General features: G+C 57.8%; 10 protein-coding genes. 4 read left to right on the top strand and 6 right to left on the bottom strand.

Annotation, left to right across the window (positions count from 1 at the left end):
- Positions 1-46: 46 nt before the first annotated feature.
- Both OIK44_RS18625 and OIK44_RS18620 read left to right on the top strand, forming a co-directional pair.
- Positions 47-2,035, top strand: coding sequence for an alpha/beta hydrolase family protein (locus OIK44_RS18625; RefSeq protein WP_273672852.1), 1,989 nt, complete (start codon positions 47-49; stop codon positions 2,033-2,035).
- A 54-nt stretch (positions 2,036-2,089) separates the two neighbouring features.
- Positions 2,090-3,304 carry a 6-phosphofructokinase gene (locus tag OIK44_RS18620; protein ID WP_273672849.1) on the top strand — a complete coding sequence of 405 codons (1,215 nt, stop codon included), beginning with the start codon at positions 2,090-2,092 and terminating at the stop codon, positions 3,302-3,304.
- A 48-nt stretch (positions 3,305-3,352) separates the two neighbouring features.
- On the opposite strand, the gene OIK44_RS18615 is transcribed toward OIK44_RS18620, so the two are convergent.
- The 5 genes from OIK44_RS18615 to OIK44_RS18595 form a co-directional block, all read right to left on the bottom strand.
- Complete coding sequence (locus OIK44_RS18615) at positions 3,353-4,570, bottom strand: MFS transporter (protein WP_273672847.1); 1,218 nt, start codon at positions 4,568-4,570, stop codon at positions 3,353-3,355.
- A 92-nt stretch (positions 4,571-4,662) separates the two neighbouring features.
- On the bottom strand, positions 4,663-5,208 hold the full coding sequence (locus tag OIK44_RS18610) for a hypothetical protein (protein WP_273672845.1): 546 nt from the start codon (positions 5,206-5,208) through the stop codon (positions 4,663-4,665).
- Between the two features lie 58 nt (positions 5,209-5,266).
- Positions 5,267-6,946 (bottom strand): FAD/NAD(P)-binding protein, encoded by a 1,680-nt coding sequence (locus OIK44_RS18605; RefSeq protein WP_273673005.1) that lies wholly within the window; start codon positions 6,944-6,946, stop codon positions 5,267-5,269.
- Entirely contained in the window at positions 6,946-8,283 is a 1,338-nt protein-coding gene (locus tag OIK44_RS18600) for a pyridoxal phosphate-dependent aminotransferase (RefSeq protein ID WP_273672843.1), read from the bottom strand. Before OIK44_RS18600 ends, OIK44_RS18605 begins: the two co-directional genes overlap by 1 nt.
- Before the next feature lie 37 nt (positions 8,284-8,320).
- Positions 8,321-9,094: an iron-containing redox enzyme family protein gene (locus OIK44_RS18595; RefSeq protein ID WP_273672841.1), complete on the bottom strand. Its 774-nt coding sequence runs from the start codon at positions 9,092-9,094 to the stop codon at positions 8,321-8,323.
- A gap of 751 nt (positions 9,095-9,845) precedes the next feature.
- Between OIK44_RS18595 and zapE the strand changes: the two genes are divergently transcribed.
- Positions 9,846-10,907: a cell division protein ZapE gene (zapE, locus tag OIK44_RS18590; protein WP_273673004.1), complete on the top strand. Its 1,062-nt coding sequence runs from the start codon at positions 9,846-9,848 to the stop codon at positions 10,905-10,907.
- Between the two features lie 84 nt (positions 10,908-10,991).
- Here zapE and purM read toward each other — a convergent pair whose 3' ends face one another.
- Positions 10,992-12,035 carry a phosphoribosylformylglycinamidine cyclo-ligase gene (gene purM / locus OIK44_RS18585; RefSeq protein WP_273672840.1) on the bottom strand — a complete coding sequence of 348 codons (1,044 nt, stop codon included), beginning with the start codon at positions 12,033-12,035 and terminating at the stop codon, positions 10,992-10,994.
- A 135-nt stretch (positions 12,036-12,170) separates the two neighbouring features.
- Here purM and OIK44_RS18580 point away from each other — a divergent pair, with 135 nt between their 5' ends.
- The gene (locus OIK44_RS18580; protein ID WP_273672839.1) at positions 12,171-13,253 is read left to right on the top strand and encodes an AI-2E family transporter; all 1,083 of its coding nucleotides are present in this window, start codon (positions 12,171-12,173) and stop codon (positions 13,251-13,253) included.
- The last annotated feature ends 23 nt before the right edge of the window (positions 13,254-13,276 follow it).

Raw genomic sequence — 13,276 nt, 5'->3', positions numbered from 1 at the left:
TAAACTTATCGCCGCGAAAGACCGCATGTTGCACCGTATTTCATCCATGTTCCGCACCCTCCTGCTGGCCGTCGCGGCCGGCGCCGCCACCGCCGGCGCGCAAACGCCGGCCGCGCCGCCGCCCATCGAGCACTTCTTTGAGAACCCCGTCTTCACGGGCGCCGCGCTGTCGCCGACGGCGCAATTTCTCGCCGTGCGCATCGGCGCGCCGGATACGCGCGAGCGCCTCGCCGTCGTCGACCTGCGCAACAACAGCGTCCAGGTCGTGGCCCAGTTCCGCGACGCCGATATCGGTGACTTCCGCTGGATCAGCGAGCAGCGCCTCGTGTTCGACTCCACCGACAATCAGATCGGCCAGGCCGACGTGGACTTTGGCCCGGGGCTGTATGCGGTGAACCGCGACGGCAGCGACTTCCGCCAGTTGGCCAACCGCAGCGGCGAGATCGCCGTCACGCCGTCAAGCGCCAGCCGGCGCCAGTTGTTGCCCTGGCACACCTTCCTGATGGAACAGCTGGGCGCCCAGGACAGCGATAGCATCTATGTCACGAGCACCCATTACGATTCCCGCTTCGAGGTCGCCTATGTCAACTTGCTGCGGCTGGACACCAAAACCGGTCTGAGCAGCATCATCGTGCGTCCCGGCAATACGCGTAGCTGGATGCTCGACCACCGCGGCGAGCCGCGCATCGCCACCACCCTGGACAAGAATATCTCCGCCGTGCACTACCGCGACCCCGCCACAGGAGAATGGCGCAAGCTGGTCGAATTCGACGCCTACAAGGGCGGCCAGCCCAACTTCACGCCGCTCGCCTTCGGTCCGGACGGCACGTTTTACGTACTCAGCCGGGGCAACGACGACAAGACCTCCGTCTATCCCTACGACCTGGCCGCCGGCAAGATCCGCGCGGCGCCCCTCGTGTCGCTGCAGGGCTATGATTTCAGCGGTTCCCTGATCACCGACAACGGCCGCCTGCTCGGCGTGCGCCACCTGACGGACGCCGAGGCGACGACCTGGTTCGACCCGGCCATGCAGACGCTGCAGAAACAGGTCGACGCGCTGTTGCCGGCCACAATCAACCTGATCACGCCGGCGGCCCGGCCGGACACGCCGAACGTCCTGGTGGAGTCCTACTCGGACCGCCAGCCGCGCAGCTATGCGCTGTTCGACACGGCCAACCAGACGCTCAACAAGGTCGGCGACAGCCACCCGGCGATCCAGCCGGCGCAGATGGGGAGCGAGCAACTGGTGCATTACAAGGCCCGCGACGGCCTGGACATCCCCGCCTGGCTGACCTTGCCGGGTTCCGGCGCCAAGAAGAACCTGCCGATGGTGGTGCTGGTCCACGGCGGCCCGTATGTGCGCGGCCACTCCTGGGGCTGGGACGCGGAAGTGCAATTTCTCGCCTCGCGCGGCTACGCCGTGCTGCAACCGGAATTTCGCGGCAGCACAGGCTTCGGCGCCCGCCACTACCGGGCCGGCTGGAAACAATGGGGCTTGAAAATGCAGGACGACATCGCCGACGGCGCCAAATGGGCGATCGCCCAGGGCATCGCCGCGCCCCAGCGCATCTGCATCGCCGGGGCCAGCTATGGCGGCTATGCCACGTTGATGGGCCTGGTCAACGACCCACAGCTATACCAGTGCGGCATCAATTGGGTCGGCGTCACCGACATCAATCTCATGTACACGGGCCACTGGAGCTTCACCTCCGACATGACCGAGGGCTGGAAGCGCTACGGCATGCCGGACCTGATCGGCGACCCCGTCAAGGACGCCGCGCAACTGGCCGCCACCTCGCCGCTGCTGCAGGCGGCCCGCATCAAGCAGCCGCTGCTGCTGGCCTACGGCGCGGCCGACATGCGCGTGCCCCTCTACCACGGCAACAAGTTCCGCGACGCCGTCAAGGCCGGCAACAAAGACGTCGAATGGGTCGTCTACGACGAGGAGGGGCATGGCTGGGCGCTGCCGAAAAACCGCATCGACTTCTGGGGCCGGGTCGAGAAATTTTTGGCGCGCAACATCGGCAAACCCTAACGGCGGCGGCCTTTTCGCGGTACGCTAGGGTTTCGCCAACTCAAGGGGAACAGCATGTCGTCCGGAAGAATTCTCGTCGCACAGGGAGGCGGCCCGACCGCCGTCATCAACCAGTCGCTGGCCGGCGTGGCGCTGGAGGCGCGCCGCTTCCGCGACGTCACCCGCGTGTATGGCGCGCGCTACGGCGTGCGCGGCATCATCAACGAGGACTTCGTCGACCTGACCCAGGAAACCAGCCAGAACCTGGAGCTGGTGGCGGCGACGCCCTCGTCGGCGCTCGGTTCGACCCGCGACAAGCCGGACGCCGCGTATTGCCAGGAAATTTACCACGTGCTGCGCGCCCACCAGATCGAGCACTTCTTCTACATCGGCGGCAACGATTCGTCCGACACGGTGCGCATCGTCAGCGAGCAGGCGCGCCAGGCCGGCTACCCGCTGCGCTGCATCCACATCCCCAAAACCATAGACAACGACCTGGTCGGCAACGACCACACGCCGGGCTTCCCCTCGGCGGCCCGCTTCGTCGCCCAAGCCTTCGCCGGCGCCAACCTGGACAACGCCGCCCTGCCCGGCGTCTACGTCGGCGTCGTCATGGGGCGCCACGCCGGCTTCCTGACGGCCGCCGCCGCGCTGGGCAAGAAGTTCCCCGACGACGGCCCGCACCTGATCTACCTGCCCGAGCGCACCTTCGTGCTCGACCAATTCCTCGCCGACGTCAAGGCCGTGCATGCCCGCTACGGCCGCTGCGTCGTCGCCGTCTCCGAGGGCATCCACGACGCCGCCGGCACGCCGATCGCCAGCCTGCTGGCCAAGGAAGTCGAGCGCGATGCCCACGGCAATGTGCAACTGTCGGGCAACGGCGCGCTGGCCGACCTGCTGTGCGAGGCCATCAAGGCGAAGCTGGGCATCAAGCGCGTGCGCGGCGACACCTTCGGCTATCTGCAGCGCTCCTTCATCGGCTGCGTCTCCGACGTCGACCAGCGCGAGGCCCGCGAAGTGGGCGAAAAGGCCGTGCAGTTCGCCATGTGGGGCGGGCGCTGCGGCTCGGTGGCCATCAAGCGCACCGGCTTCTACTCGGTCGACTACGAATTGCTGGAACTGGACGCCGTGGCCGGCAAGACCCGCGTGATGGAGGACGAATTCATCAGCGCCAGCGGCACCGACGTCACCGACGCCTTCCGCCTGTACCTGCGGCCGCTGCTGGGCGCCGGCATGCCGGACGCGTTCCGGCTGCGCGCCGCGCCCGTCGCCAAGGTGCTCAAGCGCTAGCGTCCCGAACCACCGTGGCGGCGGCCCGCCGCCTGGCGGGCGCTTTCCTTAGCTCAACTGCATGGAAAGTGTTTTCTTGGAGGCGAATACATAGCCGACACATGACAGCGCGATAAATACAAACGTGCTGAGCATGAAGTTACCGCTAGGCAGGAACGGCAAGCCCGACACGACCATGGTGCCGATGGCGGCAAATGAGTATTGTATGCAGGTCAGCAAGCCGAGCGCGTGCGAACCCTTTTCAAGGAAGTGGTTGGTGACCACCACTTGCACAGGCGGATTGATGAGCGCCGTCGCCAGCCGCAGCAGGCAAGTTCCCAGCGTGATCAGCGCTATGGTGACGAGCCTGTCCTTGATCAGCAATTCGGCGAGTATCAAAGCGGTCCCGAGCAGCGAAACATAGATGCCGATGCCGATTATTTTTTGCGGTGGCGAATTATTTGCATTCAGCTTGCTCATGACGCGGTTGCCGAGAAGATAGGACAATGCTATGCCAATAAAGACATAGGCGTAGTTCGTGTCTTTTATGCCATATTGATCCATGTAGAGATAGCTGGAAATGCTGATGAAGGCATAAAATGCGGCAAAGGCGGAGCCGACAATCAATGCCAGGCTCAAGAAATAGCCATCCTTGAGTATCAGGTAATAGCTGCGGAAATGGCTTTTAAAACTGAACGACGCCCTGAATTCCTGCTGCTTATTATTCGTCTCCTTGATGGTCGCCAAGGCCCAGGCGAACAAGGGAAGCTCAAAAATGGCTATCGCCCAGAAGCAATTTCTCCAGTTCGACAGATTGATGATCCATGCGCCCACCACCGGCGCCAAGATTGGCGACAGCACCAGGCCCACCACCAACAAGCCCGTGGCATGGATTTGCGCCTTCTTATCCATAGTGTCTTTTATTATCAAGCGCAACACGATGTAAACGGCGGCGCTGCCCATAGCTTGCACGACCCGCATCACAATCATGAGAGAGATGGATGAAGAAAGTGCGATCCAGATGGTCGCAAGAATATGCAGCAGCAAGCAGATGAGAATGGTCGAGCGCCTTCCCCGCAAATCGCTGACGACGCCGATGAAGAGAACAAAAAATGCCTGACTGTAATTATATGAGGAGATGGTCAAATTCATCACGCTCATGGGCTCGCCAAATTCTTTTGCCATCACCGGCAGGCCGGATAAAAATATATCGGTGCATGCCTGCGTTGCGAACAAAAGCAACACCATCAGCAAAATCGATGTTTTTTTACCAGCTGTCATGTTCATGATATGCCCTGATTCGTCATATGGAATATTTTCCTACATCCGTTTAACATTATTTAAACAGAACGCCGTGGCCGGGAATTGGCGCAATGCAATCAAAGAGACTCCAGCTCTTTTAATTGTTGCATAATAACATCATTTGTATGGACTTGGGGAATGCCCTTATTGCAGACGGCGGCCAGTGCGGCCAACACATCCGCGTACTCCTGGTCGGATAAGTTTTCCGGCCGCTGCGCCTTGAAGCTGGCGGCGATACGCTTGATATTCTCATGGTTTTCGCCAATGTAATAATTCAGGCTTTTATCTTGCATATCCATTTTATTCTCGCCGAAAACAATGCTGTCGTCGCGTATGAACTCAATACTGAATTTTCCAATCTGGACAAGCACATAGCGCGAATGCTGCTCGGTTTTGGAGAAGTGCGACACGCGGTGCACGGTGTCGTAAGGAACCTGGATGATTTGACCTGGATGAAACACATAGGATTTATTTATTTCCGGCAACTCCAGTATCAGCCGGCCCGCCGCACAATACGTTATATCAGAAATGCAGGTGTGTTTATGATATTCCAGATTCTCGTCCCCCACGTTGTAAACGCATACCCGTATGTCGGGGTCGAATGAGTATTCCTTGAAATCCATGAAGTATTTCCTCTAAGAAAATCTTGATTGGACTACCGCGCCTGTCCGTCGTCCTGGCCTAGCGCTTCGCGGCACGCTTCAATGTATAGGCAAGCCAGTCTTGCGCCACCGCTTGCGCCGCACCGACAAAAGCCGCCGCATAATTGTTCTGGTTTTGCCAGTACTGCGTTATCGGCCCAAAAGAATAGAGATTGCTTGAATAATCCCTATAGCCCTTGATACTGTTCACAACCCGGTAATTATTGACTTCATTGGCGCAAATACCTCCGGCCAGATAGCCGTCATCGCTATACTCGATGATTTCCCGCGTCTCCGCCATATTTTTAATCAGCAAGGACGGGTGCGTCTTTAGATCATAGTTCTGGCCGTTTGAGCAAATGACGATGTCCGGCCTGACTGTTTCGCCTTCGCAAACCACATCGAAATGCTCGTTCAGCTTGTCTCGGTAGCCCAGCCGTGTCGTCGACAGCACGCCGGCGTTGATCAGTGCGATTAATTTCTTGGCATTGGGAAGGGGAATCGGAACCGCAGTCCGGATAAAGTGGGTGTCGAGTTCCCTGTCATATGTCTGCTTGTCGGCAGAGTTCAATTCCTGATAAAAACGCAAGCGCCGCACAAACAAAATTATTGTATACGTGATTCTTTCAAGGAAGGAGCCGCCGATATCCACCAATAATTTCTCCTTGGCGTTGTCGAACTTCGGCTGGACAAGGTCCTGAAAGCTCAGCACATTGTCGCTGGCGGCCTTCAGTTCCAAATCGACCAGCGACATCAGCTCGGCAAGGCTGATGCGGCCCTGCCTGTTTTTCCTGATGGCGTCTATATTGGCATCGTTTAGATGCTGGAAATCATAGTCCAGCAGCGGCCATCTGACACCGGGGAAAAAGCCCGAACGCGATCCGGCGATGATCTTTACAGCGTCGGCCTTGAATGTACTCCAATCGGCCTGGAAATCCGTCGCCAAGCCATCGGGGCCATAGGTAAAATGCCCGAACCCGCACAGGCTCAAAATCGCATCCACCCCGCTCGGCCCCATGCCATGAACATACAATGTCAGGCGCTTCTTGGCATTTTTTTCCTGGTAGGCGAAAATATTTTCATATATATTTTTGCTCGGATAGGGGGAACTTAAAACATTGGATGCCGCCGGCTTGCCGGCATGCCAGTGCCCGGAAGCCAGCAAGACCTTGTCCAGATCCCCCAGATTTTTCAGCTCCCCGGTTTTCCTGGACTGTATGGTCAGATTGAATTTACCGTCCCGGCTTGCGCCATCGACCGCCGCGTATCCGTTATAGTTGCGCACGACGATGCCATGGCTTTCGGCGACGGCGCATGCTTCCTTGAAACGCCTTGATAGATAGATGCCAAACAAGGCCCGTGGGTAAAAACTTTGCGTAAGCGGTTGCCACTGGCTCAGTTCAATCGCCGGATGGGCTTCATGAATGAGCTCGGGATGACGCGCAATGATTTCCTCACGGTTCGCCAGCATCCAGTCGACAAAATCATTGTCGAAAAGCGCCATCTTATCCGCCGGATTGTTGCACAAATGATATGGTGAAATATCATCCATATCGTAGGGCAAGCCCAAGCCGTTGTTCGCCCTGCTCTCTATTGTGGAAATTTCGATCTGGCTAAAATCGAGGCTTGCCGATTTTTCATTGTGGCAAATAGCGTTCACCAAATGCCACAACATGCAAGTCCCCGAAAATCCGCTGCCGATAATGCAGTACCGTATCATCAGTTCAGCTCGGCCAAGGATGTTTTGATGCGCTGCGCCGCCTGAGCAAGCGTTTCCATATTCCTCCCGCAATTCATCCTGACAAAATCCTTGTACGCGCTGGCATGCGCATAGCCCTCGGCAAAATGCTCGCCCGATATCGTCGCGACGCGCGCTTTTTCCAGCAAGAACTGGTCGGCGCTTTTCATTCCGATCTTATTGTATTTTTCGGCATAGGACGAGAGATCGACAAAAATGAAATATCCGCCTTGCGGGATGTGGACCGACAAATCGTAAGACCTCAGCAATGCGATCATTTTCAAGGTGTTCTGGCGCGCATGCGTCGCGCGGCTGACGGCAACGCTATCCATTTTTTCATGGGTGGCATAAAAACATGCCACTTGGCCGTAGGTGCAGGCAAATGAATTCAGATTTACCTGGACATTGGCGGCCACGTCGATAAAGGCGCTGGGGCCGCAGATATAGCCTATCCTGTCGCCGTGCATGCCATAGGTTTTTCCCGGCCCCGTCACGGTGATGACATTGTCTTTCAATAGATAATTATCCAGCGCGAGGGAGGCGAACGCTTGCGGCTTGTTTTCCAGAACGTGAGCCTCGTATGGGCAATCGTATACAACAAAAATTGGGCTCAAACCGTCTTTTGCTCTATTGATATTGTGTTTCGCGACGACCTTGGCCAAGGCGAGAAGCTCCTCCGTCGTGTACACCTTTCCGGTAGGATTGATGCAGTCGCCCAGGATGAGCAATTTTGTCTTGCCCGTGATGGCGCCATCCAGGTCGGCGGGGTCCAAGCCCTTTTCCAGGAACTGCTTCGACTGCACAAATACCGGCGTGCCGCCATGCAGATGGACCATGTCGGCATAATGCGGCCAATTTGGCAGCGGCAATATGACCTCGTCGCCTGGATTGAGCATGGTGTGGAAAACCACGGCGAGCGAGCCTTTTATCCCGCCCGGCGTGACCATGATTTCCTTGGCCGGGTCATACACGATATGCTGCAGACGCTCTACGCGTTTGGATATGGATTCCAGCAAAAAATCAAAACCCTTGACCGGGGCGAATTGATGAATGAGGTCGGGCTTGCTCTTGATGAAATCAATCACTCCGTTGTCGACATACAGATCCGTCGGTGTATCCAGCGTCCCTATGCTTAAATCGATTATTTTATTATCTTCGGCATAGCCGGCATTTAACTGCGCAATACGCATGCGGGTGCCGTGCGTAATCGACTCGCCTATGCTGAGCGCCACATCGGAAAAAACGCTATTTTTCACCTCGGTCATCATTCTATCCTTTTTAAATGATGCGTCCGAGGCCATCCGCTCCGGACGCATCATGCAATATTGTTTAACGATTCCAGATTCCCCGCAGGCTTTATGCGTTCAGTATCTGCACTGCCTTCCTGTGCATGCCATTCCACATGGCATGTTGGATTTTCAAGGTTTCATCAATGCCATACATGATGTCGGCAAGGGCAGATTCGGAGACGCAGTTGTTGACCACGCATTGCTGCGCATCCGCGGCGTGCCTGTCCTCGACACCGCTGTCGAGATGGCAATTGAAGTAGATTTCCACCTTGCGCGTGTACTCGTTTTTATCCATATGGCTGCGATTAAAGGAAAACATGTCCCTGAAATTCGTCAGCATGATGCTTGCGTGTGTCTCCAGGGCATATGCCACGCCCAGCATTGTTGGATAGTTTCTGGTCAGCAATGCATTGATCTTGCTGCGGTAATCTCTTGTTTCGTCAATAATCAAGCTATCCGAATTGTCGTCGCGGGGGTTCAGGCGGCTGGCTTCCGCATCTTTCACCCTCAAGGGCGGTAAGTCGAACTCAAGCTGGCCGTACATATTGTGCGACTGCTCCATCAGCAGTTCGTGGCACTGCGATTTATCACCGTTGCCGCACTCTTCATTCAATATATAAGAAAACAAGATCAATGTGTCTTGATCGTGGTTTTGCGCCGCGTTGGCGCAGATGTGCGCGATCCCCATCACCGTCGCCATGGTGCGGAAGAAAAAGTTCGCCCGATGGCTGGCGTACAAAGGCGGCGTCAGTTTTTCTGTCTTTAACAACTTGAAATAATCGTTGTCGAATACCGGGTGATTTTCAAGGCCGCTCATGTAATTCAGGAGTGTGTTTTTCATTTTTATCCTTCATTGGTTAGCTGCTATTAAAAAAACCAATAGTTCCGGAAAATCCACCATGCAATTCCATGCTTTCCCATGAACTTGGCGCCATCGCTCATCACCGCCGGAATCGGCGGCATGTCAGTTGATGCAGGGCTTGTTTTGCAAGCTTTGACGTTGATGCCGGTACACGAATCCGCCTTGCTTGACAAGTCGAAAAGTTAACGTTTTCATAATTTATGCATTTTAGCGAAATTTAGTAATAGTTCAAGTTTTCATGATGAAAATTTACACCAGAAAACAATAATTTATTAAAATCAATGACTTACAGACTCTCAAGATTGTATTGCGCATGGAATAATATGGGCACTCTTGCAACAATGATTTTCAAAGGGAAATTATTTTGAATAAATTACTGAGTTTACTTAATTGCCAATAATATTATTTTGAAAATAACTGCAATTTCAATAGAAAGTTCTTATGTGACTATGTGTGACTTTCCGAGTGGATATTGATTGAGGATGAAGGGTAGAATATCGCCTCGATAAAAATATTTTCACCATTTATTGAGGCAATGCATTTTAAATTTCATTGCGGAATGTCACCAATGACCACGCAGGGTAAAAGTTTATTGCCCCCTATGCCAACGCGACGGCAGCCTTCTTATACTGGCACCTTGACCGAGAGATAAAACCGATGATGAGGACCGATGCTTACCCGCCGTTTGCGGCGCCTGTTGCGTTTCACCGCCATGTATATTTCTCCCCCGATGCTTGACGAAGCGCAGGTCTTCCGCGCCTTGGGGGCGCGCGGGATAGCGCCGGATGCCAGCCAGCGCCATGCGATCGCGGCGATCCTCGAACTGCTCAATGCGCGGACGACGCGCAACTGGCTGCGCCGCGCGCATGCACCGCTGGGTGTGTATTGCTACGGTTTGCCTGGCCGCGGCAAAAGCGTGGTTGTCGATACGATCTTCGCGCTCGCCGCTTGCCCGAAACGGCGGATTCACTTTCACGAATTTCTGCGGGAAATCATCCGGCGCCAAATGAAGGAGCCGGCGGGCGGGCCGGACAGTCTCGTCGCCGTCACGAAGCGCTGGCTATCCGGCATCGAATTGCTGTGTTTCGATGAATTTCACGTGCACGATATCGCCGATGCGTTTCTGATCGGCGGCTTTCTCGACACGGCGCTGGAACTGGGCATACGGATTGTGCTGACATCGAATTACTCGCCGGACGAGCTGCTGCCCGACCCGCTGTATCACGAGCGTTTCAGGCCCACCATCGAGCAAATCAAGGGCAACTTTAAAATCGTTCATTTCGAAGGCGCGCGCGATTACCGCATGAAAGCGGAGGATGCCGCCGAACCGCGTTTTTTCACGCCCTTGAATGAAGAAACGGCTGGGCAATTACGGCAGATCTATGAGGATTACGAGGGCGGGGCGCCGCCGCAGCCGCTGGTTTTGCGGGTGGCCGGCCGGCCGCTGCAGGCGCGCGCCGCAGGCAGGGCATTGCTGTGGGCCGACTTCCACAGCCTATGCGTCGAAAGCCGCTCGCACCTCGACTATCTCGACCTCGCCGAGCGCTGGCAGGGCTTGATCGTGGATAGGGTGCATAGCGATTTGCTCCACGCGCCAAGCACGCTGCAACGCTTCATATGGCTGGTGGATATTTTTTACGACCGCAGGCATGCATTCTTCATCGCCTCCGACCATCCGATCGGCAAGGCACTCAGCCAACTCGGCGGCGCGCACGACTTGTCGAGGACCTTGAGCAGGCTCGCCGAAATGTCGTCCCGCGCCTATTCGACCACGCCGGCGCTGTCGCCCTAGACCCGCCAGGCCGGCGGCGCGCAAAAAAAATGGCGGCCGGTCCGCGAGGGCCGTCCGCCATATTGCCGCCGCGCTAAGCGGGGCTTAGATAACGATGGTCTGGTGCTCGTCGCCGACGCGGGCGCGGATGGCGCCGATGCGCGAGACGTTCTCGCCGGCCGCCGTCAGCTGCGCGAAGGCGGCGTCGGCGTTTTCCGCCGCAACGATGACGATCATGCCGATGCCGCAGTTGAAGACGCGGTGCATCTCGGCGTCGGCGACGCCGCCGTGCTGCTGCAGCCATTGGAACAGGGGCGGCATCGTCCACGCCTTCGAGTCCAGCTCGGCTACCAGGTGCTCCTGCAGCACGCGCGGCACGTTTTCCACCAGGCCGCCGCCGGTGATGTGCACCATGCCCTTGACTTCCATCGTCTCCATCAGCGCCAGCAAGGGCTTGACGTAGATGCGCGTCGGCTCCATCAGCACGTCGGCCAGCTTGCGGCCGTGGAAGTCGCCTTCCAGGTCAGGCTTGGCCACTTCGATGATCTTGCGCACCAGCGAATAACCGTTCGAGTGGGCGCCCGAGGAGGCCAGGCCCAGCACCACGTCGCCCGGGGCGATCTTCTTGCCGTCGATGATTTTCGACTTTTCCACGGCGCCCACGGCGAAGCCGGCCAGGTCGTATTCGCCGGCCGGGTACATGCTCGGCATTTCCGCCGTTTCGCCGCCGATCAGGGCGCAGCCGGAAATTTCGCAGCCCTTGGCCACGCCCTTGATGACGTCGGTCGCGGTCGGCACGTCGAGCTTGCCGCAGGCGAAGTAGTCGAGGAAGAACAGCGGCTCGGCGCCCTGCACGAGGATGTCGTTGACGCTCATGGCGACGAGGTCGATGCCGACCGTGTCGTGGCGGTTCAGTTCGAACGCCAGCTTCAGCTTGGTGCCGACGCCGTCGGTGCCCGACACCAGCACCGGCTCCCGGTACTTCTTGCTGATCTCAAACAGCGCGCCGAAGCCGCCGATGCCGCCCATCACGCCGTCGCGCATGGTGCGCTTGGCAAACGGCTTGATTGCTTCGACTAAGGCGTCGCCCGCGTCGATATCGACGCCGGCATCGCGGTAGGAAAGGGAAACATTAGTTGTTTGGGTCATGGTGTGTGGCAGCGGAGGCGGTAAAATAGAGGGCGGAGACCGATTCTGCACGCGCGCGTGGGAAACGGGTCAAGCCGCTATTTTATCAAACTGCCCCGCTTATCCTGCCCTTTTTTTAAACATACAACACAATCCATGCCATTCCCCTTCACGCTAGAACAAAAACAAACGGCATTCTGGCTCGCGGTCTGGCTGGGCTTTCTGCTGCTGCTGGTGGCGCTGGGACCCGTGCTGACGCCCTTCCTGGCCGCCGCCATCCTGGCCTATGCCCTCAATCCCGGCGTCGACCGCCTCGACCACCTGCGCTTCCGCCGCATCGACGTGCCCCGCCCGCTGGCCGTGGTGGTGGTCATGCTCCTGTTTTTCCTCGCCCTGGCCGCGCTGGCCCTGATCGTGCTGCCCGTGCTGCAAAAGGAAATCCCCCTGCTGCAGGAGCAAATCCCCCTGTTCCTCGTCAAGCTCAACGACCTGCTGGGGCCGAAGCTGCAGGAACTGGGCATCAAGGTGCGCCTGGACGGCGCCGGCATCAAGAAGATGCTGACGCAGCAGATGGCCAGCAGCGGCGACGAGATCTGGAGCGCCGTGCTGGCCTCGGCGCGCGTCGGCGGCACCGCCGTGCTGGGCTGGCTGGCCACCGTCGTGCTGATCCCCGTGCTGCTGTTCTACCTGCTGCTGGACTGGCACCCGATGCTGGCCCGCGTGGCCGGCGCCGTGCCGCGCCGCTGGGTCGGCCGCACCGTGGCCATGGCCAACGAGGTCGACGCCCTGCTGGCGCAATACCTGCGCGGCCAGCTGCTGGTGATGCTGGTGCTGGCCGTCTACTACTCGGTGGCGCTGATGATCGCCGGCTTCGACGTCGCCCTGCCGGTCGGCATCATCACCGGCCTGCTGGTGTTCATCCCCTACCTCGGCTTCGGCCTGGGCCTGGTGCTGGCCCTGATCGCCGCCGTGCTGCAGTTCAGCGACTTCAGCGGCGTCGCCGCCGTCGCCGTCATCTACGGCTGCGGCCAGCTCATCGAGGGTTTCTTCCTGACGCCGCGCCTGGTCGGCGAGCGCATCGGCCTCAATCCGCTGGCCGTCATCTTCGCCCTGCTGGCCTTCGGCCAGCTGTTCGGCTTCGTCGGCGTGCTGCTGGCGCTGCCCGCCTCCGCCATCCTGATGGTCGCTTTTAAACACCTTCGCCGCCACTACCTGAGCAGCAGCTTCTATAATGCGTAAATAAAGCTATGCAACAAACTAGG

The sequence above is a fragment of the Janthinobacterium fluminis genome (assembly GCF_028595325.1).
GTDB classification, from domain to species: Bacteria; Pseudomonadota; Gammaproteobacteria; order Burkholderiales; family Burkholderiaceae_D; genus Janthinobacterium; species Janthinobacterium fluminis.
Note: the sequence above shows the minus strand (reverse complement) of the source record. Positions and strands in the feature narration are given on the sequence as shown.

Excerpts from the sequence above, each read along its gene's own strand:
- OIK44_RS18625 (WP_273672852.1), top strand. The coding sequence starts at position 47 with ATGTTCCGCACCCTCCTGCTGGCCGTCGCGGCCGGCGCCGCCACCGCC.
- OIK44_RS18620 (WP_273672849.1), top strand. The coding sequence starts at position 2,090 with ATGTCGTCCGGAAGAATTCTCGTCGCACAGGGAGGCGGCCCGACCGCC.
- OIK44_RS18615 (WP_273672847.1), bottom strand. The coding sequence starts at position 4,570 with ATGAACATGACAGCTGGTAAAAAAACATCGATTTTGCTGATGGTGTTG.
- OIK44_RS18610 (WP_273672845.1), bottom strand. The coding sequence starts at position 5,208 with ATGGATTTCAAGGAATACTCATTCGACCCCGACATACGGGTATGCGTT.
- OIK44_RS18605 (WP_273673005.1), bottom strand. The coding sequence starts at position 6,946 with ATGATACGGTACTGCATTATCGGCAGCGGATTTTCGGGGACTTGCATG.
- OIK44_RS18600 (WP_273672843.1), bottom strand. The coding sequence starts at position 8,283 with ATGATGCGTCCGGAGCGGATGGCCTCGGACGCATCATTTAAAAAGGAT.
- OIK44_RS18595 (WP_273672841.1), bottom strand. The coding sequence starts at position 9,094 with ATGAAAAACACACTCCTGAATTACATGAGCGGCCTTGAAAATCACCCG.
- zapE (WP_273673004.1), top strand. The coding sequence starts at position 9,846 with ATGCTTGACGAAGCGCAGGTCTTCCGCGCCTTGGGGGCGCGCGGGATA.
- purM (WP_273672840.1), bottom strand. The coding sequence starts at position 12,035 with ATGACCCAAACAACTAATGTTTCCCTTTCCTACCGCGATGCCGGCGTC.
- OIK44_RS18580 (WP_273672839.1), top strand. The coding sequence starts at position 12,171 with ATGCCATTCCCCTTCACGCTAGAACAAAAACAAACGGCATTCTGGCTC.